Genomic DNA, 22154 nt, shown 5'->3' with positions numbered 1-22154 from the left:
TGAAAAAGAAAAAAGTTTTATACATTAACGAAATAAAAAGAGTAGGCAATGCCCACTCCCTAGCTTTGTGGTTCTTCTTTATAATCACAAGCAACACATTGAACTTGGACGCCCTTCTTTAATTTCTTTTCTACAAGAAGACCGTCGCATTTTGGACAGGATCTTGGCAACGGCTTATCCCAAGATAAAAATTCACACTCAGGAAAACGACTGCAGCCGTAAAAAACTCTTTTTTTCTTACTTTTCCTTTCAACAATGGTCCCTTCTTTACAATTAGGACAAGTTACACCGATTTCTTTAACAATTGGTTTTGTATTACGGCAATCAGGGAAATTACTGCAGGCCATGAATTTTCCATACCGGCCCATTTTAAATACCATCGGACTGCCACAGATTTCACAATCTTCCCCTGCAGGTTCATCTTTTATTTCTACTTCCTGCATTTCTTTCTCGGCTTTTTCTAAGTGTACTTTAAATTCTTTGTAAAACTCATCAACTAATTCCACCCATCGGATCTGGCCTTCTTCAATATGATCCAGCCCTTCTTCCATTTTAGCAGTAAATTCTACATCGACGATTTCCGGGAAAAACTCCAACATTAATTCATGGACAATTTCCCCGAGCTCTGTCGGAACAAAGCGTTTATTTTCAAGGCTAACATATCCACGCTTTTGAATCGTATCCAAAGTAGGTGCATAGGTGGATGGACGACCGATGCCTAGCTCTTCAAGAGTTTTTACCAACCTCGCTTCTGTATATCGTGGAGGCGGCTGAGTAAAATGCTGCTTAGGCTCTATATCCTTCTTGAAAACTTCGTCACCTTCATTAAGTTCTGGAAGCATTTTGCCTACTTCCTCAACTTGATCATCTGTTCCTTCTACATATAACTTCATAAAGCCATGAAATTTGATCTTTGAACCTGTTGCACGGAAAATGGCACTTCCATTTTGTAAATCTACGCTCATAGTGTCCATTACCGCTTGAGCCATTTGGCTGGCTAGGAACCGTTCCCAAATTAATTTATATAACCTTAATTGGTCCCTTGATAAAAATTCCTTTAAACTATTAGGATCTCTAAATGCGCTAGTTGGACGAATGGCTTCATGAGCATCTTGTGCATTAGTCTGCTTTTTCTCTTTCTTTTGCTCCGTTTTTAAATAATTTTCTCCAAATACTGAACGAATGTAATCTGCCGCTTCGTTTTGCGCTACTTCGGAAATTCTAGTTGAATCTGTTCTCATATAAGTAATGAGACCAACTGTCCCTTCCTTTCCGAGTTCTATCCCTTCATATAATTGTTGGGCAAGCATCATTGTTTTTTTAGCACGGAAATTTAATTTTCTGGCTGCCTCCTGCTGTAAAGAAGACGTAGTAAATGGCGGAGCAGGATTTCTTTTCCGTTCTTTTTTCGTAACAGAAATAACCTTAAACTTATTATCATTTATCTCTTGTAATACTTTTTGAACATCTTGTTCTGACTTCAGCTCCGTTTTCTCTTTTCCCGCTAACGTATGAAAAACAGCTTTAAATGACTCTTTTCCCTTAATAAACTCTGCTTCGATTGTCCAATATTCTTCCGGGGTAAACGCTTTAATTTCATTTTCCCTATCAATGATTAATCGAACGGCAACAGATTGTACCCTGCCTGCACTTAATCCTTTTTTCACCTTTTTCCAAAGGATTGGACTTATGTTATAGCCTACAAGTCGATCTAATATTCTTCTTGCTTGCTGCGCATCTACTAAATCCATATTAATTGGACGTGGGTGTTTAAAGGATTCTTTAATTGCATCCTTCGTGATTTCATTAAAAACAACGCGGCAATCAGAATTTGTATCAACACCTAAACTTTGTGCCAAATGCCAAGCAATTGCTTCTCCCTCGCGGTCAGGGTCGGCTGCCAGAAATACTTTCTTCGCTTTTTTTGCAGCCGTTTTTAACTCTTTTAAAATGGGTCCCTTACCACGAATCGTAATGTATTTTGGCTGAAATCCATTTTCAACATCTACACCCGTTTGGCTACGAGGTAAGTCTATAACATGTCCCATTGAAGCTTTCACTTTATATTTTCTTCCTAAATATCTTTCAATCGTCTTCGCTTTTGCTGGCGATTCTACGATTACAAGAAAATCTGACATTCCTTAAATCCTCCTTAGAGGGAAACTGTGAGAGCGACTCGAATCCGGCAAAAGCCTGTTTCTAAGTTGCCTACTATTTAAGAAGTTTTCCAAATACTAGTTATGACAACTTTGGTTAATATAATACTTTACAAAACTCCCATACCCCAAAATTTTCGATATATTAATAACCTTATTAATAACTCAATTTCCATTTTCCTATTTCAAACATCTGATGGAAAATGTAATACATATTAGAATTAATTTCAAGCTTTTATGCTATTTTTTTCTTCATTTATTCAAAAAAACCTGCAAAAGTTCTATTTTTTCATAAAAAGTAATCATTAAATTAATTCCTCTAAAATATCTGAAGCTTTTGTAATTAATTTCGCACCTTGTTGAATTAACTCATTTGCACCAGTGGAATAGGGATTAAATATACTTCCTGGGAGTGAAAACACTTCTCTTCCTTCATTCACTGCGTAATTGGCCGTGATTAAAGATCCGCTTTTTCGTTTAGCTTCAATGATTAGTGTGCCACGGGATAGTCCGCTTATTATACGATTTCTAGCTGGAAATTGCCACCTTTGTGGTTTTGTATCTGGTGGATATTCAGAGAGAACTAATTGCGTTTTCATCATTTTTAATGCGAGATTCATATTATCCTTTGGGTAAATATGATAGAATCCCCCAGCAAGAACCGCAATCGTCCTCCCTCCATGTTTCATCGCACATTCATGAGCAAGTGCGTCAATTCCTTTTGCCAAACCACTTACGATGACAACCCCCTTTTCAATTAATTCCGGAAAAATCATGCGAATAGCATTTTTACCATATTGTGTAGCTTGACGCGATCCGACGACAGCCAGCTTAGGTTCCTGTTCCAAAATGGAAAGATCTCCTTTAGCAAATAGCGCCCATGGCGGCTGAAAAATTTCTTTCAAATATGGAGGGTATTGTTTATCGAAGATGGTAATAACAGCTATATCATTTGTTTTGTACTGGCGGATTTGATCATAAATGATTTCAGGATAGAAGGTTGTAAGGGAAGGGGTTATGGAAGGGTTTTGTATCGGGGAATATAATGTTTCCTGATGATTCTTTTTAATATATTCTCGATAAAATCCTTCAAGTTTAGGGTCCTTTTTTAGGATGTTATAAACATTATTCCATGTCATATTCGGATAATGCAGTAATGTTATAAATTTTTCTCTGAAATCATCCATTAAATATAATCCCTCCTAATTTATAATAAGCAAAATAGCCCCTCATCTTATGAGGGACTATCCGTAAGAGTCTTGATGTATAGAACGTATTAATGTGTTTTACACTTTTCGTATAAACCATGTTCTTTAAGAACATTTATTAAAGTTTCTCCCATAACAGACGGAGTTTCTGCAACTTTAATTCCGCATTCGTTCATAACGCGAATTTTTTCATCTGCTGTTCCCTTTCCTCCGGAAATAATCGCACCTGCGTGCCCCATACGTTTTCCTGGAGGCGCTGTACGACCACCAATGAAGCCGACAACAGGTTTTGTCATGTTAGCTTTAATCCATTGAGCAGCTTCTTCTTCAGCTGTACCACCGATTTCCCCGATCATAATAACCGCATAAGTTTCAGGGTCTTCGTTAAAAGCTTTTAATACGTCAATAAAGTTTGTACCGTTAACAGGGTCGCCACCAATCCCAACAGCTGTAGATTGGCCGATACCTGCTTGTGATAATTGATGTACTGCTTCATAGGTTAGAGTTCCAGAGCGAGAAACTACGCCAACATGACCTTTTGTATGAATATAACCAGGCATAATACCAATTTTACATTCATCTGGAGTAATAACACCTGGGCAGTTTGGACCTACAAGACGAGTCTTCTTGCCTTCCATATAGCGTTTTACTTTCACCATATCTAATACTGGTATATGCTCTGTAATACAAATCACAAGATCTAGTTCTGCATCCACTGCCTCAATAATGGAATCAGCTGCAAATGGGGCAGGAACATATATAACGGATGCATTAGCACCTGTAGCTTCGACAGCCTCTTTCACCGTATTAAAGACAGGTACACCTTCTACTTCCATTCCACCTTTACCAGGTGAAGTACCGCCGACGATTTTTGTTCCATATTCAAGCATTTGCTTTGTATGGAAACGAGCTGTACCGCCTGTAATACCTTGAACAATAACCTTTGTATCTTTATTAATAAAAACGCTCACGATAATTCCCCTTTCATATGATCCTACGATCCTATTTAACTAGCTCGACAATTTTTTGTGCACCATCAGCCATTGATTCAGCAGCAATAATATTTAAACCTGATTCAGCAAGGATTTTCTTACCTAAGTCAACATTTGTTCCCTCTAAGCGAACAACTAGAGGAATATTTAATCCAACCTGCTTCGCTGCTGTTACAACACCTTCAGCAATTACGTCACACTTCATGATTCCGCCGAAAATATTAACAAAAATACCTTTAACATTTGGATCAGAAAGGATAATTTTAAATGCTTCAGTTACCTTTTCAGCTGTTGCACCGCCGCCGACATCAAGGAAGTTAGCAGGCTCTCCGCCATAATGCTTAACAATATCCATTGTTGCCATTGCAAGACCTGCACCATTAACCATACAACCGATATTACCATCTAAAGCAATATAGCTTAAATCGTATTTTGATGCTTCAATCTCTTTTGGATCTTCCTCATCTAGATCACGATATTCCAAAACATCCTTTTGACGGTAGAGAGCATTGGAATCAAAATTTAATTTCGCATCTAGTGCCATTACCTTACCATCACCAGTAACCACTAATGGGTTAATTTCAGCGATAGAACAATCCTTATCGATGTAGGCGTTATATAAGCCCATCATGAATTTCACTGCTTGATTCACAAGTTCTTTAGGAATATTGATATTAAATGCCAAACGACGTGCTTGATATGGCATTAAACCAAGTACTGGATCAATTTCTTCTTTAAATATTTTTTCAGGCGTTTTTGCGGCAACCTCTTCAATTTCTGTACCGCCTTCTTCGGAGCCCATTAATACAACACGAGAAGTAGCACGATCTAATACTAAACCAATATAGTATTCTTTCTTAATATCACAGCCTTCTTCGATTAGGAGGCGCTTAACTTCCTTTCCTTCAGGGCCTGTTTGGTGTGTAACCAACGTTTTCCCCAGAATTTCACTAGCGTATGTACGTACTTCATCAAGGTTTTTTGCAACCTTAACACCACCGGCTTTTCCTCTACCACCTGCATGAATTTGTGCTTTTACTACACATACTTGTGTACCAAGTTCTTTAGCAGCTTCAACCGCCTCTTCAACCGTGAATGCTACTTTGCCATTTGGAACAGTAACCCCATATTTTCTGAGGATTTCTTTCCCCTGATACTCATGGATATTCATTTCCCATCCTCCTAAATCTTACTCTTCAAAAAATTGACTCCGTTTTCATTTTATATAATGAGACATACCTTGTCCACCATTAAAACAAAAATTATCTTCATATTCATTATTTTCAACCAACCGTAGAAATGAACACTTTCCTACTAATGAATGTAAATTAAAAATTTTATTAAAATATTTTTAAAAATCGCATGAAATTTTGGCTGAAAGGAAAGCAAAAGAATCTAATTGCTAAAACACTTGATTTAGATTCTCATTTCGATACAAAAAAAACAGGCAATTTGCCTGTTTTTTACCATTCATTTTATGTAATGAACCTATTTTAAAACTGATGTTTGTACCAATTCCTTTACCGGTGCAAAACTTTTCCGATGAATAGGGGTGATTCCATACTGTTTTAATGCTTGAAGGTGTTCCTTTGTTCCGTAACCCATGTGTTTTTCAAAACCATAATTTGGCATTGATGCTCCATATTCTTTCATGAGTTGATCTCTAGCTGTTTTAGCAATGATGGAAGCAGCTGCAATAGAAATACTTCTAGCATCCCCTTTTATAATAGATTCAGAAATATAAGGGGTTTCAAGTTTCATAGCATCAATCAGCAATACATCCGGTTTTTGCTTTAATGAAGCAATGGATGATAACATCGCTTTCTTAGCTGCCTCATAAATATTGATTGCATCTATCTCTTGTGCATGAACCATGGAGATGCTAACCGCAAGAGCTTCTTTTCTTATGATTTCATCATATTCCAGACGTTTTTTCTCAGAAAGCTTTTTGGAATCATCAATACCTGGTAAGAAAAAGTCATCCGGCAAAATGACCGCCGCAGCCACAACAGGACCGGCAATGGGGCCCCTTCCAACCTCATCCACCCCTGCAATATATTTAAATCCTTGTTCACGGTATTTTCGTTCAAATTCAGCCATTTCAAAAAACTTTGCTTCAAGATTTCTCTCATAGTCCCGCCTTTTTTTCCATTTGGCAAGAAGTGCTTGTACGCCTTTTCGCTCATCCTTTTCTAATTCGAGAATAAAAGGATCATGATCGTCTATTATTGTACGAATTTTTGTTTCAATTTCTGCTATTGAAAATTTGCTCACAATCTCACCCCCTAAAGAATTTCTACTTAAATAAAGCTCCCCTTAGTGGAGAGCTTTACTATTTTTCATCTACCTTCCCTAACTGAATATCCCTCGGTCTTTCAAAAGAAAGTGGGCCAAACTTTTCGGAACGGATTTCCCTAATAACCAGTTCCGCTACTTTATCATAATCAACCATACCTCCGCCCATTAAACAGCCTCTTAGTTTTCCAATATGGTCGAAGACTTCTACAATTTCCTCAGGGATTTCAGAAAATTTGTATCGTTCTTTTAATCGCTCTGGATATACTCGCTCTAAAAATCTTAATGCATATACTGTCACATCTTGCAGATTTAAGATTGTATCCTTTATGGCACCTGTGATCGCTAATTTCATTCCGACCTCTTGATCCTCAAACTTCGGCCATAAAATACCTGGTGTGTCCAGTAGCTCCATTTCTTTTCCGACTTTAATCCACTGTTGTGCTTTTGTAACACCAGGTGTATTACCAGTTTTAGCTATATTTTTTTTGGCTAAACGATTAATCAGTGTCGATTTTCCTGCATTTGGTATCCCAAGAATCATCGCTCGAATAGCCCTTGGTTTTACTCCTTTAGCTCTTAAACGATCAAATTTTTCCTTTAAGATTTCTTGAGAAGCCTGAGTGATTTCTCTCATTCCCTGTCCAGCTTGAGAGTTAATCGCCAAAGCTTTAATTCCTTTCTCCGAAAAATAAGCAATCCATTCTTTAGTAACCTCAGGATCTGCCATATCCGCTTTGTTCAATAGAACTAATCTTGGTTTATGCTGAATAATTTCATCGATCATTGGGTTTCTCGATGAATAAGGAATTCTCGCATCCACCAGTTCAAAAATAATATCCACTAATTTTAATTTTTCTGTGACTTCCCTACGAGCTTTGGCCATATGCCCTGGGAACCATTGTATCGTCATAGGAGAATCCTCCCTTTAAAACTTTAGTGTTCTAGTCAGAAGTTGAAGTAGGGTTATTTATTAGAAAGAATTCGGGCATCATGAATCGGCCAGTATATAATGCTTGTCTTCCCGATCACTTTACTCATCGGTATCGTTCCAATATGTCTAGAGTCCTTACTAAATCGCCGATTATCCCCCATTACAAATAATTCACCTTCCGGTACTGTTTTCCGGCCAATTTTTTCTTCCAATGTAAAAGGTTCTGTTAGTGGACCGTCCTCTACCTGTTTTTTATATTCATCTAAATACGGTTCATCATACGGTTTTCCATTTACGTATAAAGTATCATTTTTATACTCAATCGTGTCACCTGGTAAACCAATTACTCTTTTTATATAATCCTTTTGCTCAGGCGCATGGAAAACAACAATATCAAAACGCTTCGGTTCACCTATTTTATAGCTAAGCTTATTCACAATCATTCGGTCTTGGTCTTTCAATGTCGGCATCATCGATAAGCCATCTACGACAATTGGCGCAAATAGAAAATACCTAATAACGGCTGCCAGTACCACAGCGATTAAGAGTGCTTTTGTCCATTCCCATAATTCATTTTTCTTTTTTGCCATCTCAATCCCCACCATTCTCGCCTTTAAAATCTTATTATAAAGACTATTTTACAAAAACTTAACTCCATTTAACACGAGGGGAAAATTTTTTAATAAAACTTTAATACATTATTTAAGTTTTAGCAATAAATTCGGTTATCATTTATGTATGAAAAAAGAGCTTGCAATGCAAGCTCTTTTTTGTTATTATCGGATTTCTTTAATACGAGCTTTTTTACCGCGAAGGTTACGTAAGTAGTAAAGCTTAGCACGGCGAACTTTACCGCGACGAACTACTTCTAGCTTCGCAATTTTTGGTGTGTGTAATGGGAATGTACGCTCAACGCCTACCCCGTAAGAAACTTTACGAACTGTAAAAGTTTCGCTAATTCCACCACCACGACGCTTAATTACTACACCTTCAAATAGCTGAATACGCTCGCGAGTACCCTCGATAACCTTTACGTGTACACGTACAGTGTCACCAGGACGGAACTCAGGAAGGTCAGTACGAAGTTGTTCTTTTGTGATATCTTCGATTAATTTATGCATCGTTTTCAACTCCTTCCAACAGATGCTCTTACATACTAATAAACTTCAATGCAGCGGAACATCGTTTTAAGACTAAAACCAACCTACATCGGCTTAAGTCACAAGAAATATAATAACATAATTGTTTATAGTCTGCAATACTACTCATATTCTTTTTTTATTTCAGAAAGCCATTTTTGTTGATCTGGAGTAAGTTCAATTTTATCTAATAAATCCGGTCTTCTTAAAAATGTCCGTCTTAATGCCTCTTTATTGCGCCATTCCTCTATTAATTTATGATTTCCGGATAATAGTACTTCAGGAACCTTTAAACCGCGAAAATCAGCAGGTCTAGTATAATGAGGATGCTCTAAAAGCCCTGTACTAAATGAATCCTTCATGTGTGATTCTTGATTACCTAAAACCTCTGGCAATAGACGCACAACACTATCTATTACCACCATCGCTCCTAATTCACCGCCAGTCAAAACATAATCGCCAATCGAGATTTCATCGGTAACGATGTTTTCACGAATACGCTCATCATATCCCTCATAATGTCCACAAATAAAAATAAGATGCTCCTCTTGGGCTAATTGTTCTGCTTTTCTCTGATCATACCTTTCACCTTGAGGACAAAGAAGGATCACCCTTGGCTTTTTACTTTCTGCCTTTTTTTTAAGAAAGGCAACTGCATCAAAAATTGGTTGCGGCTTTAAAACCATCCCTGCTCCGCCCCCATAAGGATAATCATCCACAGTTGCATGCTTATTATCAGCAAAATCTCTAAAATTGACAACATTGTACTGAACGGCTGATTTCTCGGCTGCCTTGTTTAATATCGAAGTTCCTAGTACACCAGTAAACATTTCAGGAAATAGTGTAAGAATATCAATCTGCATCATGATAGAAGCCCTTCCATTGGCTCAATTAGAACCATTTTTTCTTGTACATCGACTTCTTTCACTACATCGTGGATATATGGGATTAATATATCTTTTCCATTCTCCCCTTTTACCACCCACACATCGTTCGCACCTGGTGTAAGAATTTCTGTTATTTTTCCAATTACTTCACCCTGAGTCGTTTTAACGAGACAGCCAATTATTTCATGAAAATAAAATTCATCTTCTTCGAGTTCCTTCAACTGGGATTCAGGAACCTTTAAAATCCCATCACGGAATTTCTCCACTAAGTTGATGTTTTCATAACCTTCGAAAACAAGTAGATCAAAATTTTTATGAGTACGGTGGCTTTTGACGGTTAACTCGATAGGCTGAGCCTCATTTGGTAAAAACAAATACAATTTATTCCCTACTTTATAACGCTCTTCGGGAAAGTCTGTTCTTGAAATTACTCTTACTTCGCCCTTTATGCCATGTGTATTGACAATTTTACCGACATTAAACCATTTTGCCATACTAATTCTCACCCTCTAACGTATTTCTTCTACAATACCGTCTTTAATGATGATCGTGGGTTGTCCTAAGCTTACGTCCCATGTATCACCTACATTAATCTCAACAAGAGCTTGAACTTCCCGCTCTTTTAATTCACTTCCTAAAGGTAGGATATGTAGTTGTTCGATTTGAAACTCAAGTAGCTTAATTTTTTCCTTACGAAATTGAATTTCTTTTTCAAATTGATTTTTGAGGGAAACTTGTGAAAAATTTTTCGTTTTTTCCAAACGCTTTAATTCGAACTGTAACTGATCACATTCTTTTTGTAACTGCAGCTTTTTAGAATTATATTTTTCAAATAGCTGTTGTTTACTTTTTTCTGTTAGGATTTGTTTCACCACAACAGTTTGGATTATTTGCATAATGATTGCCTCCTTCAAGCATGAAGCTTTAAATACCAAAAAAGGGAGGTTTCTTGACCCTCCCTTTCTTTAGATGCAAAAAGCTATTCACCAATTTCTAAGAAAATTTTCTTTTGTTGTGATGATCCTGCTGCATATACAACAGTCCTAATGGCCTTTGCAACACGCCCTTGCTTGCCGATTACCTTTCCTATATCTGCTTTATTGACAGACAGATGATACGTTATTTTTGAATCGTCCTCTTTTATTTGAACAAGGACATCATCAGGAAAATCAACAAGGGGCTTAACAATTGTTTCGATCAGTTCTTTCATAGGAACCTTCGATTATTTGTTTAATTTTGCATTGTGGAATTTTTCCATAATGCCTTGTTTTGAGAACAGGTTACGTACAGTATCAGATGGTTTTGCACCGTTTTGTAACCATTTAAGAGCTAATTCTTCGTTAATTTGAACTTGAGCAGGTTCTGCCACTGGATTGTAAGTTCCAACTGTTTCAATGAAACGTCCATCACGTGGTGAACGAGAATCAGCTACTACAATACGATAGAAAGGAGATTTCTTTGCTCCCATACGTTTTAAACGAATTTTTACTGCCATTTAAAAAAGCACCTCCGAATAGTTTCACACAAGATAGTATAATACCAATTGTTCTTTTATTTGTAAAGTGTTTTTTCTTTACATAGTAGTATTTCCATTTATTACAAATTAAAACGGTTTAAAGGGGAATTTAAATCCGCCTTTTTTCTTAGCTTTTTGCTGCATACCAGTCATCTGCTTCATCATCTTCTTCATATCTTCAAACTGCTTTAAAAGACGATTCACTTCTGCTACCGTACGTCCGCTTCCTTTTGCAATACGGCGCTTGCGACTGGAATTCATGATTTCCGGATGTAGTTTTTCTTCCTTTGTCATCGAACGAATAATAGCTTCTACGTGAGCAATCTGCTTTTCATCAATTTGAAGATTATTTAAACCTTTAATCTTATTAGCCCCTGGCATCATTTTTAATAATTCATCAAGTGGGCCGAGTTTGCGAACTTGGCCAAGCTGTTCAAGAAAGTCGTCAAGCGTAAATGATGCTGTTCTCATCTTTTGTTCCAGCTCTTTTGCTTTCTCTTCATCAATATTCGCTTGGGCCTTTTCAATCAATGTAAGCACATCACCCATACCCAAAATTCTTGATGCCATGCGTTCTGGATGGAAAGGCTCTAAAGCATCCATTTTCTCTCCCATACCAACAAATTTAATTGGTGTCTGGGTTACAGCACGAATGGATAATGCGGCCCCACCTCTTGTATCACCATCAAGTTTTGTTAGAATAACTCCGGTAATATCCAGCTGTTCATTAAAACTTTGTGCCACATTCACAGCATCTTGACCAGTCATCGCATCAACAACTAAGAAAATTTCATCAGGCTTGGTCAATTCTTTAATGTCTTTTAATTCATTCATTAAAGCTTCATCAACATGAAGTCGACCTGCAGTATCAATCAGCACATAATCATGATGATCTTCTTTAGCTTTAGCAATTGCCTGTCTTGCAATTTCTACAGGACTTACCTGGTCTCCAAGTGAGAAAACGGGCATATTTAATTGTTTTCCTAGAGTCTCAAGCTGCTTAATAGCAGCCGGGCGGTAAATATCTGCAGCAACCAGCAATGGTTTCCTATTATACTTCTTTCGAAGCAAGTTAGCTAATTTCCCAGTAGTTGTTGTTTTACCTGCCCCTTGAAGGCCGACCATCATAATGACGGTTGGAGGTCGGTTAGAGACCGCAATTTTACTTTGCTCTCCCCCCATTAGCTCTGTTAATTCTTCATTAACAATTTTTATGATTTGTTGCCCAGGCGTTAGGCTTTTTAATACTTCCTGACCTACGGCACGTTCACTAACTTTTTTTACAAAATCCTTTACGACCTTGAAGTTAACGTCAGCCTCAAGGAGAGCCAGGCGCACTTCACGCATCATTTCTTTTACATCTGATTCTGATACTTTCCCTTTTCCACGGATTTTCTGGATCGTTTTCTGCAGTCGGTCGGCTAATCCTTCAAATGCCATTTATGCCGCCTCCTAGTTTAATTTCTCAAGCTCAGCAACCACATCTTGGAGTGCCTGCTTTGAAGGGTTTTCCTCGTTTAATAACTCTTTCAATTGACGAATAAGTATGGAGCGTTCTTGGAATTTTTGAAAAAGTAGTAGTTTTGCCTCATATTCCTCAAGCATTGCTTCTGTCCGTTTAATATTATCATAAACGGCTTGACGGCTAACATCATACTCTTCGGCAATTTCCCCAAGCGAGTAATCATCCAAATAATAGAGAGACATATAGTTTTGCTGCTTTGGGGTTAACAAGGAATGATAAAAATCATATAAATAATTCATTCTTGTTGTCTTTTCAAGCATGCCAAAGAACCCTCCCTACTTGTTAAGTGAAAAGCCTTTACAATGTAGTTTACACAGTCCCACTTATACTGTCAAGAAAAAAACTTTACACTCGTTATTCTGTTTCAGTCTTTTCTACTTGGTCAGCAAATAAGCCGTAGACATATTTCTCCGCATCAAATTCTTGAAGGTCATCCATTTTCTCACCAAGACCGACGAATTTAACAGGGATATTTAATTCGTTACGAATAGCTAAAACAATTCCTCCTTTTGCAGTTCCATCTAATTTTGACAGAACAATCCCACTGACATTCGTTGCTTCTTTGAAAGTTTTCGCCTGAACAAGGGCATTTTGCCCAGTGGTTGCATCTAATACGAGCAATACTTCGTGTGGAGCGCCTGGAACTTCCCGTTCGATTACTCGCTTCACCTTTTCAAGTTCTTTCATTAAGTTAACTTTATTTTGTAACCTACCTGCAGTATCACATAATAATATATCCACTTTTCGGGATTTAGCAGCCTGAATCGCATCGTACATAACGGCTGCCGGATCGGATCCTTCCGTTTGTTTAATCGTCTCCACTCCGACACGGTTCCCCCAAACTTCCAGCTGCTCAATGGCTCCTGCCCGGAATGTATCACCAGCTGCTAATAATACTTTCTTTCCTTCTGATTTAAACTTATGGGCCAATTTCCCAATAGTCGTTGTTTTACCAACTCCGTTTACACCGACAAAGAGGATAACCGTCAACCCATCCTGTTGAATATTTAATTTAGAGGATGCTTCTTCTCCCGCATTATAAATATCCACCAGCTTTTCAGAAATAACACTTTGAACTTCCACTGGGTCCTGAATATTTCGGCGCTTTACCTCCATTTTAAGCTCATCAATTAATTCCATAACAGTTTCAAAGCCAACATCTGCTTGGATTAACACTTCTTCCAATTCTTCAAAAAACTCTTCGTCCACTTTGCGATATCTAGCAATAAGGTCATTCACTTTCTCCGTAAAACTATCCCTTGTTTTGGATAGTCCTGCCTTAAATTTCTCTGTCACTGAATCTGTAGATTTTGTAATCTTTTCTTTTAATTTCTTAAAAAAACTCATCTTTTTCACATTCCTTTTTCTAAGATTCAACTAGTTCTTTTGTATCTTCTAAACGTACTGATACCAGTTTAGAAACACCTGATTCCTGCATGGTAACACCATAAAGAACATCAGCCCCTTCCATCGTCCCTTTTCGATGGGTAATAACAATAAATTGGGTTTCTTTACTATATCGCTTTAAATATTGGCTAAAGCGATGAACATTAGCTTCATCCAAGGCTGCTTCTACTTCATCAAGAATACAAAACGGTACGGGTCTAACTTTTAAAATAGAAAATAATAAAGCAATTGCCGTTAATGCTCTTTCTCCACCAGATAACAAACCTAGATTTTGAAGTTTTTTACCAGGAGGTTGTGCCACAATTTCTACTCCGGTATTTAATAAATCATCCGGCTCTGTCAAAATTAAATCTGCTCTTCCGCCCCCAAAAAGAGTTTGAAATACAGGTTCAAAATGTTCCTTAATTCCATTAAACGTATGCTTGAAGCGTTTTTTCATTTCTTCATCCATCTCTTCAATGACTTGAAAAAGAGTGTCCTTTGCTTCTTGCAAATCCTGTCTCTGTTCCTTTAAGAATTCATAACGTTCAGAGACACGGTCATATTCTTCAATTGCCCCAAGATTTACATGTCCAAGCTCATCTATGGCGAGTTTAATCAGTTTAACTTTTTTTCTGGCTTCCTCTGGTGAGACCGTTAACGGATACTGTTCTTTTGCTCCTTCAAAAGATAATAAGTACTCTTCTCTTAAGTGAGTGAGCCTATTTTCAAGATCCACATCTAACCGATTCAATTTCACTTCCTCGTCTTTTAAAACAACCGTTAATCCTTTATGAAGTCTTTTAAGTTCCTTGGTCTCCATCTCGAGATCCTCAAGCAAATGTTGAAGTTCCATTCGCTCCTGTCTTCTGGAGGCAATTAATTGTAAAGTGGATTCTTTATCCTTTTGTTTTTCTCTGGCTGCTGCTTCTAGCTGCTCTTCACCGGTAGAGCTTGTTGTCATTTCTGATTGGAGTAGTTTTAGATCCTCTTCAAGAATCTTAAGCTTTTCTTTATGTTCACGAATATCATTTACGGTTTGTGTAAAACGTTCTTTTGCATTTAGATACTGTTCATTTTTAGAGGCAAACTCTACCTTTAGATCATTGATCTCTGAAGCGAGAGCCTCCTTGGAGGTCGCATCCTTGTTTTTTTGCTCCGTCAATGCCAGTATTTGACTGTCAAGTTCAGTAATTTTTTCTTGAAAAGCTCCCATCATTTCTTCTATTTGTGATTTCCTTTTCTCAAGAGAACGTTGTTCCTCTGCCATTTGTGATTTTTCCATATCGTAAATGGCCAAACGGTCATTAATACTTTTCTCTTCAAGCTCAGCTTCACGAAGATTTCCTTTAATAGACTGTTCGGTTAATCTTAGCTCATTTCCATGTTCACGTATTTCCTCGAGCTTTGCCTCTGTTTTCCGAACTTCTTCCTTTAAGGACTTAACCGTTTCTTCTAAACCCTTTGTTTTTTCTTCCATTATGACAAGCTTAGCTTTTAAGTCTTCCAACTCTCCCTTTCTAGATAAAAGGGAAGAAGTTTTCTGTTTTACAGAACCACCCGTCATAGATCCTCCAGGATTCACGATATCTCCATCTAATGTTACTAAGCGAACTCTGTATTGGAGAATTTTTGCAAGTTCATTGGCTCCTTTAAGATCTTTAGCAATAACCACACTACCTAATAGGTTATTCATTACCTCTGAATATTTCTTATCAAATTGAATAAGACTTACAGCTGTTCCAATATAAGAAGGATGGTCTTGGATTAAAGCAATTTGAGCTGAAGAAAGGGACCTTCCCTTAATAACACTTAAAGGTAAAAATGTAGCTCGTCCATAACCGTTTTGTTTTAAATATTGGATTGCTATTCGGGCATTTTGTTCCGTATCGACAACAATATGTTGTAAGGCACTGCCAAAAGCCGTTTCGAGAGCAACTTCATATTCCTTTGGAACAGTGACAAGTTCAGCAACAGCTCCTTCAATTCCTTGAAGCTTTTTCCCACGAACTTTCAGAACTTCTTTAACCCCTTGAAAGAACCCTGAATAATCCTCTTCCATTTCTTCAAGCATTTCTTTTTTAGACTTTGCTTGCTGTATAAGTTGATAAGCTTGATAGAGCGTTTTCTCCTGTTTTTGATAATTAGCTTTAACTACTTCTAATTTTCTTTGCTGTTCCCGGTATGTGACAACCTGTTCCTCTAGCTTTTGCTGAATTTCTTTTAAGTCATTGATTACGTTTAGCTTGTTTTTTTGTATGTCTTCACGTTCCTGAATAAACTTTTCATTTTCCGAATCAAGCCGAGCACTTTTCCTTTCCAAATGCATTAGCTGTTCATCAATATTTTTTAATTCATTTTTCGTTCCCGCTTGTTCATTTAACAAATCAATATATTCACTTTTTAAACTTTCAATGGTCTCATCTAAATTTTCTGCGTAAAGCTGCAATTTTTCCTGCTTTTCCGCCAGTTTTGCTTGAAGGGTTTTTACTTGTCCTTCAAGTTGTTTAACAGCATCCTCATGCAGATCATGATTTTTATGGAGCTGTATTAATCTTTCGTTCATTTCAGTGATGGATAGTTTCAATTGATCTTTATTTTGAGCTGCGTTTTTCTTCCGTTCCTTTAAAACTTCTCTTCGTCCTTCCAGTTTTTCTAACTCCTCACTTACATGAAGAAGAACATTTTGAAGATCAGTGATGGATTCATCTAACGCAGCCATTTGATCTCTTGTCTCTACTATTTTTGCTTCCTTCAGCTGTACTTCTGAGGAAAGCTTTAATTCCTCTTGTTGACGCTCCTCAACCTGTTTTGAAAGAGTTTCCCATTGTTTATGCAGTTCTTCTATTTCATGGACAGTTAATGCAACTTCGTACTTTTCAAGTTCTTCTTTCTTCTCAATATATTCTCTTGCAATAGATGCTTGAATTTTTAACGGTTCAACCTGACTCTCTAATTCATGCAGAATATCATTGACACGATTTAAGTTATCCTGTGTTTCTGTGAGTTTAAATTCTGCTTTTTTCTTACGATTTTTATATTTTAATACCCCGGCTGCTTCTTCAAAGATCGTACGGCGTTCATCCGCTTTGCTGTTTAATATTTCTTCGACTTTTCCTTGGCTGATAATAGAAAAAGCTTCCCGTCCAAGGCCAGAATCCATGAATAAATCAATAATATCTTTTAATCGACAAGGCTGATTATTAATATAAAACTCACTTTCTCCTGAACGGGATACTCTTCTAGTTACACTCACTTCATTATAATCAATCCCCAGCCCTTGATCCTGGTTATCAAGTGTTAAGGTTACTTCAGCAAAATTTAGGGCCTTCCTCGTATCACTTCCAGCAAAAATAATATCCTCCATTTTACTGCCACGAAGAGATTTAGCAGATTGCTCACCTAAAACCCAGCGGATGGCATCGGTAATATTACTTTTTCCACTGCCATTTGGACCAACAACAGCGGTAATTCCAGGAACAAAATCTACTCCAATACGGTCTGCAAAAGATTTAAATCCAATGATGTCCAACCGTTTTAAATACATTCCTTTATCCTCCCTGTTAATGCCCGGGATTTCTCCTCCTAAACATTTGTTATACTAAGATCTTTTTGATTTCAGTACTTCCAACGCCATTTGAGCAGCATGTTGCTCTGCTTCTTTCTTCGATTTACCAGTTCCAATACCAAGTTCTTCCCCATTCAAAGTAACCCTAGAAACAAATTCTTTATTATGTGCCGGACCCTTTTCTTGAAGAATCCGATATTCAATGACTCCAGTTCCATCCCGTTGAATGAGTTCCTGCAATTGGCTTTTAAAATCCATCACATGAGAAAAAGCACCGGCATCTATTTTTGGAAAAACATATTTTTCTAAGAATTGGATGACTATTTCAATTCCTTTGTCTAAATAAAGAGCCCCAATGAACGCTTCAAACACGTCAGCTAAGAGGGCTGGACGTTCCCTTCCACCTGTCATCTCTTCTCCTTTACCGAGCAAGATTAGTTTTCCAAAGCCGAGTTCACCAGCAAATGTGACAAGTGAAGGTTCACAAACAACAGCAGCTCTTAACTTGGTTAACTCTCCTTCTGTCATCGTAGGATATTTTTTAAAAAGAAAATGTGAAATAGTCAATTCGAGAACAGCGTCTCCCAAAAATTCTAGCCTTTCATTGTCTTCAAAAGGCTTTCTACGATGCTCATTCACATAGGATGAATGGGTAAAAGCTTGTCTTAATAATTTCTCATTATTAAACTTAATTCCAATGGAATTTTGAAATTCTTTAAATTTTTCGTTTGCGCTATGATAAAAATCCTTTTCCTTTCCATTTCTGCGCATTGTATTCTCCACCTTGTAACTAAATTAAACAACTCATAATGCTAGTTTACGTTTATTGATATTAAAACGCAAAGAAACCTGGCCAAAAACTTGCCAAGTTCTATCATACAAAATAAAGCTCCGTTTGAAAACGGAGCTTTTTTAGAATTCCAACAAGATTACTTCTGGCTTTCTATGTAATTCACAGCATCACCAACAGTAGTGATTTTCTCTGCATCTTCGTCGGAAATTTCCATTTCAAATTCATCTTCTAATTCCATAACTAGTTCTACTACGTCTAGGGAATCAGCACCAAGATCCTCTTTAAATGAAGCTTCAAGTGTAACTTGAGACTCATCTACACCTAAGCGATCAACAATAATTTTAGTAACACGTGCTAAAGTATCTGCTGCCATGCTTGCTCACCTCCCCTCAAGCTATTATAGAGGATTTTGTCGAAAATTACACCTACATACTAAAAATTTTCCTACTATCCTATTACATAACCATTCCGCCATCAATATGGATGGTTTGCCCTGTGATATAAGCTGCATCATCAGAAGCTAGAAATGCAGCAGCTTTGGCAATATCTTTCGGCTCACCAAGGCGAGCCAATGGAATTTGCTTTAACATTTCATTTCTTACATCTTCAGGCAATTTATCTGTCATATCGGTAGTAATAAAACCAGGCGCAATGGCATTGACAGTAATATTTCGTGATGCCAATTCTTTTGCCGTTGTTTTTGTCAAGCCAATTACCCCAGCTTTAGCTGCCACATAGTTAGCCTGTCCAGGATTTCCACTTACTCCTACAATGGAGGAAATATTAATAATCCTACCTGAACGCTGCTTCATCATTTGACGTGTAACAGCCTTAGTTACGAGGAAGACACCTTTTAAGTTAATATTAATAACATCGTCCCATTCTTCCTCTTTCATTCTCATTAATAAATTATCCCTAGTAATCCCAGCATTATTAACAAGAATATCCAAACGGCCAAAACGATCTATTACAGCTTTCACCATTTCGGCAACTTCTTCAGAATTTGCAACATTACATTTAATGGCAAAAGCATCTTGTCCAAGAGACTTTATTTCATCCACAACTTCGCCTGCTTTAGCCTCACTACCAGAAAAATTAACAACTACATTTGCACCTTGTCTAGCCAATTCAAGGGCAATTTCTCTTCCGATTCCTCGAGATGCCCCTGTAACAAGGGCAATTTTCCCTGCTAAATTCATTGTTTCTCCTCCTTAAGTGCCTCCAGTACTGTAAGAGAGCTTTCTTGGTCTGATACGGAAAATACTTTTACCGTTTTATCAATCTTTTTAATTAGGCCAGAAAGAACTTTTCCAGGGCCAATTTCAATAAATGTATCTACACCAAGAGAAATCATTGTTTTGACCGAGTCTTCCCATAATACAGGAGAATATAACTGCTCAATTAGTTTTTCTTTTATTTCTGTAGCAGAAGAAACTGGTTCAGCAGTAACATTTATCACTACTGGAACCTTTGCATCCTTCAGTTCAATTCCGTCCAATACATGAAGAAGCTTATCAGCAGCCGGCTGCATTAAAGGGGAATGGAATGGTCCACTTACCTCTAATGGCAACACTCTTTTCGCACCAGCTTCTTTCGCTTTCACTCCTGCTAATTCAACACCCTTTTTTGATCCAGAAATAACAATCTGTCCAGGACAATTTAAATTGGCAAGAGAAACTGGAAACCCAGATTCTGTAACCTCATTCGTTATTTGAAAAAGAGGTTCTCTATCAAGTCCTAGTACGGCCGCCATTGACCCTTGACCGTTAGGAACTGCATTTTCCATAAATTCTCCTCTTTTACGAACGGCATACACTCCATCCTCAAAAGAAAGAACACCTGCTGCAACTAGTGCTGTATATTCTCCTAGGCTATGACCAGCAACATAATCGGGTTGAATACCTGACTTTTGAAAATAGCTCAAAATGGCAATGCTAGTTGTTAATAATGCAGGTTGTGTGTTAAATGTTTGTGTTAGCTCTTCCTTCGGACCGTTAAAAATCAAATTACTTAACGGATATTCCAACTTTTCATCTGCCTTTTGAAAATAGTTCATTACTTCCGGATACTGATCTGCAAGGTCTTTGCCCATACCAACAGATTGTGATCCTTGTCCGGGAAATACAAAAGCTAATTTACCCATTGTGATTTCCTCCTTATTGGACTAATCGTTCAGAAGTGGATTTTTCAATGGTTTCTTTAATCAGACTTACTACGTCATTCGCAACCATTTCCCTAGTTTGCCGGATTGCACTATAAATGGCCTGGGCATTTGATGATCCGTGTGCTTTAATAACCGGAGCTTTTAACCCAAACAATCCTGCTCCCCCATACTCTGAATAATCCAACTTATTTTTTAATCGCATTAAATTTGGTTTAAGTACTGCAGTGGCAAGCTTACTTGTAAAATTACTCATTAATGTTGACTTAAGCATTTTAAACATAGATATTGCAGTACCTTCAATTGATTTTAATACCATATTGCCAGTAAATCCATCGGTTACGACAACATCTGCTACACCATCAAGTAAATCACGCGCTTCCACATTGCCAACAAAATTTATTGGAGCATTTTTTAAAAGATCAAATGCTTGTTTTGTTAGCTCATTTCCTTTCTTTTCTTCAGTACCAATATTTAAAAGACCAATACGTGGTTCTTTAATGCCTCTAACTTTTTCACTGTATATGGAGCCCATGATCGCATATTGCAACAAATGCTCTGGTTTTGCATCAGCATTGGCACCAACATCCATCAGTAAAAAACCTTCTCCACCAATAGTAGGTAATGTTGGAGCAAGTGCTGGTCGGTCGATTCCCTCAATTCTACCTACTACAAACAGTCCAGCCGCCATTAAAGCACCTGTATTTCCTGCAGATAAACAAGCATCTGCCAGACCATCTGTAACTTGCTGTGCTGCAAGTACCATTGAAGCATTTTTTTTACGACGGACAGCCCTCACTGGTTCATCCGTTCCTAAAATGACTTCTGTTGTATGTATGATTGAAATTCTGTCGTGACCTACAAATGTTTCTTTGATTTTCGTTTCGTCACCGACAAGGGTAATATATAAATCAGGAAATTCCTCCACCGCTTTCAACGCGCCTAAAACAATTTCCTTTGGAGCATGATCTCCGCCCATTGCATCAATCGCAAGCTTCATTAGTCTCATCCTTTAACCGAAATTTCGAACGGTACATATCAAATTCTCCGGTAAATACAAGTTCATTATTTACAAAACTCGAAACCTGCACTAATGTTCTACCGGTACTTTCATCAATTTTCATAACCTTAGCTTTTGCAATCACTCGTTCATTCAATTTAACAGATCGTTTAAATTGGATATTTGCTTTTGTCGTTAATGCTAACTCATCATTTATTACAGCAACAGCCAAGGAATTGGCTTGTGCAAAAACATAATGTCCACGAGCGATACCATTCCGTTTAAAAACATGCTCTTTCTTTACCTCAAAAATAGAAATCGCACTTTTGTCTAATTCCATATCAATGATTTCTCCAATCACCTCTTCAAGAGGCAAAGAGCGAACTTCATCTTCAAATCTTTTTTCCGCAACGTTTTTGATCCGTTCCCGTAATTCAGGTATCGATAATTCTAATCGGTCTAATCGAATGGTTTGAACACTCACCTGAAATTTTTCAGCCAGCTCTTCATCCGTTATAAAGGGATTATCATTTATCGTTGCAGTTAATAATTGCTGGCGTTCTTTTTTGCTTCTTCTCATTTCTCTCACACACC

Annotated in this window: 23 protein-coding genes; all 23 read right to left on the bottom strand. The window is 37.5% G+C overall.

The window, feature by feature from the left end; all coding sequences use genetic code 11:
* Positions 1-59 precede the first annotated feature (59 nt).
* The 23 genes from topA to fapR all read right to left on the bottom strand — a co-directional run bounded on the left by topA (position 60) and on the right by fapR (position 22140).
* Positions 60-2138 (bottom strand): type I DNA topoisomerase, encoded by a 2079-nt coding sequence (gene topA / locus G4Z05_RS02080; protein WP_163250242.1) that lies wholly within the window; start codon positions 2136-2138, stop codon positions 60-62.
* A 323-nt stretch (positions 2139-2461) separates the two neighbouring features.
* Positions 2462-3343, bottom strand: coding sequence for a DNA-processing protein DprA (gene dprA, locus G4Z05_RS02075; RefSeq protein ID WP_163250241.1), 882 nt, complete (start codon positions 3341-3343; stop codon positions 2462-2464).
* A gap of 89 nt (positions 3344-3432) precedes the next feature.
* Positions 3433-4335: a succinate--CoA ligase subunit alpha gene (gene sucD / locus G4Z05_RS02070; RefSeq protein ID WP_038541100.1), complete on the bottom strand. Its 903-nt coding sequence runs from the start codon at positions 4333-4335 to the stop codon at positions 3433-3435.
* A gap of 31 nt (positions 4336-4366) precedes the next feature.
* The gene (sucC, locus tag G4Z05_RS02065; RefSeq protein ID WP_038541097.1) at positions 4367-5527 is read right to left on the bottom strand and encodes an ADP-forming succinate--CoA ligase subunit beta; all 1161 of its coding nucleotides are present in this window, start codon (positions 5525-5527) and stop codon (positions 4367-4369) included.
* Between the two features lie 317 nt (positions 5528-5844).
* Positions 5845-6630, bottom strand: a complete 786-nt coding sequence (locus G4Z05_RS02060) for a ribonuclease HII (protein ID WP_163250240.1) — start codon at positions 6628-6630, stop codon at positions 5845-5847.
* A 58-nt stretch (positions 6631-6688) separates the two neighbouring features.
* Positions 6689-7564, bottom strand: a complete 876-nt coding sequence (ylqF, locus tag G4Z05_RS02055; RefSeq protein ID WP_163250239.1) for a ribosome biogenesis GTPase YlqF — start codon at positions 7562-7564, stop codon at positions 6689-6691.
* Positions 7565-7617: 53 nt separating this feature from the next.
* The gene (gene lepB, locus G4Z05_RS02050) at positions 7618-8175 is read right to left on the bottom strand and encodes a signal peptidase I (protein ID WP_163250238.1); all 558 of its coding nucleotides are present in this window, start codon (positions 8173-8175) and stop codon (positions 7618-7620) included.
* A 186-nt stretch (positions 8176-8361) separates the two neighbouring features.
* Positions 8362-8706: a 50S ribosomal protein L19 gene (rplS, locus tag G4Z05_RS02045; protein WP_038541088.1), complete on the bottom strand. Its 345-nt coding sequence runs from the start codon at positions 8704-8706 to the stop codon at positions 8362-8364.
* Between the two features lie 140 nt (positions 8707-8846).
* Entirely contained in the window at positions 8847-9590 is a 744-nt protein-coding gene (gene trmD / locus G4Z05_RS02040; protein WP_240465289.1) for a tRNA (guanosine(37)-N1)-methyltransferase TrmD, read from the bottom strand.
* A complete protein-coding gene (rimM, locus tag G4Z05_RS02035) occupies positions 9587-10105 on the bottom strand; it encodes a ribosome maturation factor RimM (protein WP_163250237.1) in 519 nt (172 codons plus the stop codon). The genes trmD and rimM overlap by 4 nt, the downstream gene beginning before the upstream one ends.
* 15 nt (positions 10106-10120) lie before the next feature.
* Positions 10121-10507 (bottom strand): YlqD family protein, encoded by a 387-nt coding sequence (locus G4Z05_RS02030; RefSeq protein ID WP_163250236.1) that lies wholly within the window; start codon positions 10505-10507, stop codon positions 10121-10123.
* An 83-nt stretch (positions 10508-10590) separates the two neighbouring features.
* Positions 10591-10821 carry a KH domain-containing protein gene (locus tag G4Z05_RS02025; RefSeq protein ID WP_163250235.1) on the bottom strand — a complete coding sequence of 77 codons (231 nt, stop codon included), beginning with the start codon at positions 10819-10821 and terminating at the stop codon, positions 10591-10593.
* Between the two features lie 12 nt (positions 10822-10833).
* Positions 10834-11106 (bottom strand): 30S ribosomal protein S16, encoded by a 273-nt coding sequence (gene rpsP / locus G4Z05_RS02020; protein WP_038541074.1) that lies wholly within the window; start codon positions 11104-11106, stop codon positions 10834-10836.
* Positions 11107-11214: 108 nt separating this feature from the next.
* Complete coding sequence (gene ffh, locus G4Z05_RS02015; protein ID WP_163250234.1) at positions 11215-12567, bottom strand: signal recognition particle protein; 1353 nt, start codon at positions 12565-12567, stop codon at positions 11215-11217.
* A 12-nt stretch (positions 12568-12579) separates the two neighbouring features.
* A complete protein-coding gene (locus G4Z05_RS02010) occupies positions 12580-12912 on the bottom strand; it encodes a putative DNA-binding protein (RefSeq protein WP_038541068.1) in 333 nt (110 codons plus the stop codon).
* Positions 12913-13006: 94 nt separating this feature from the next.
* Positions 13007-13999 carry a signal recognition particle-docking protein FtsY gene (ftsY, locus tag G4Z05_RS02005; protein WP_163250233.1) on the bottom strand — a complete coding sequence of 331 codons (993 nt, stop codon included), beginning with the start codon at positions 13997-13999 and terminating at the stop codon, positions 13007-13009.
* 19 nt (positions 14000-14018) lie between these two features.
* Positions 14019-17585, bottom strand: coding sequence for a chromosome segregation protein SMC (gene smc, locus G4Z05_RS02000; RefSeq protein ID WP_163250232.1), 3567 nt, complete (start codon positions 17583-17585; stop codon positions 14019-14021).
* Positions 17586-17639: 54 nt separating this feature from the next.
* Positions 17640-18377: a ribonuclease III gene (gene rnc, locus G4Z05_RS01995; RefSeq protein WP_163250231.1), complete on the bottom strand. Its 738-nt coding sequence runs from the start codon at positions 18375-18377 to the stop codon at positions 17640-17642.
* Positions 18378-18535: 158 nt separating this feature from the next.
* Positions 18536-18772 (bottom strand): acyl carrier protein, encoded by a 237-nt coding sequence (gene acpP, locus G4Z05_RS01990; RefSeq protein WP_038541056.1) that lies wholly within the window; start codon positions 18770-18772, stop codon positions 18536-18538.
* 82 nt (positions 18773-18854) lie between these two features.
* Entirely contained in the window at positions 18855-19598 is a 744-nt protein-coding gene (gene fabG / locus G4Z05_RS01985) for a 3-oxoacyl-[acyl-carrier-protein] reductase (protein WP_163250230.1), read from the bottom strand.
* Positions 19595-20542 carry an ACP S-malonyltransferase gene (gene fabD / locus G4Z05_RS01980; RefSeq protein ID WP_163250229.1) on the bottom strand — a complete coding sequence of 316 codons (948 nt, stop codon included), beginning with the start codon at positions 20540-20542 and terminating at the stop codon, positions 19595-19597. The genes fabG and fabD overlap by 4 nt, the downstream gene beginning before the upstream one ends.
* A 13-nt stretch (positions 20543-20555) precedes the next feature.
* Positions 20556-21560: a phosphate acyltransferase PlsX gene (plsX, locus tag G4Z05_RS01975; protein ID WP_163250228.1), complete on the bottom strand. Its 1005-nt coding sequence runs from the start codon at positions 21558-21560 to the stop codon at positions 20556-20558.
* A complete protein-coding gene (gene fapR, locus G4Z05_RS01970) occupies positions 21544-22140 on the bottom strand; it encodes a transcription factor FapR (protein ID WP_038541044.1) in 597 nt (198 codons plus the stop codon). Before fapR ends, plsX begins: the two co-directional genes overlap by 17 nt.
* Between the last annotated feature and the right edge of the window lie 14 nt (positions 22141-22154).

The sequence above is a fragment of the Neobacillus thermocopriae genome (assembly GCF_010975035.1).
Taxonomy (GTDB): domain Bacteria; phylum Bacillota; class Bacilli; order Bacillales; family Cytobacillaceae; genus Neobacillus; species Neobacillus thermocopriae.
This window is presented reverse-complemented; position numbering and strand designations above follow the sequence as displayed.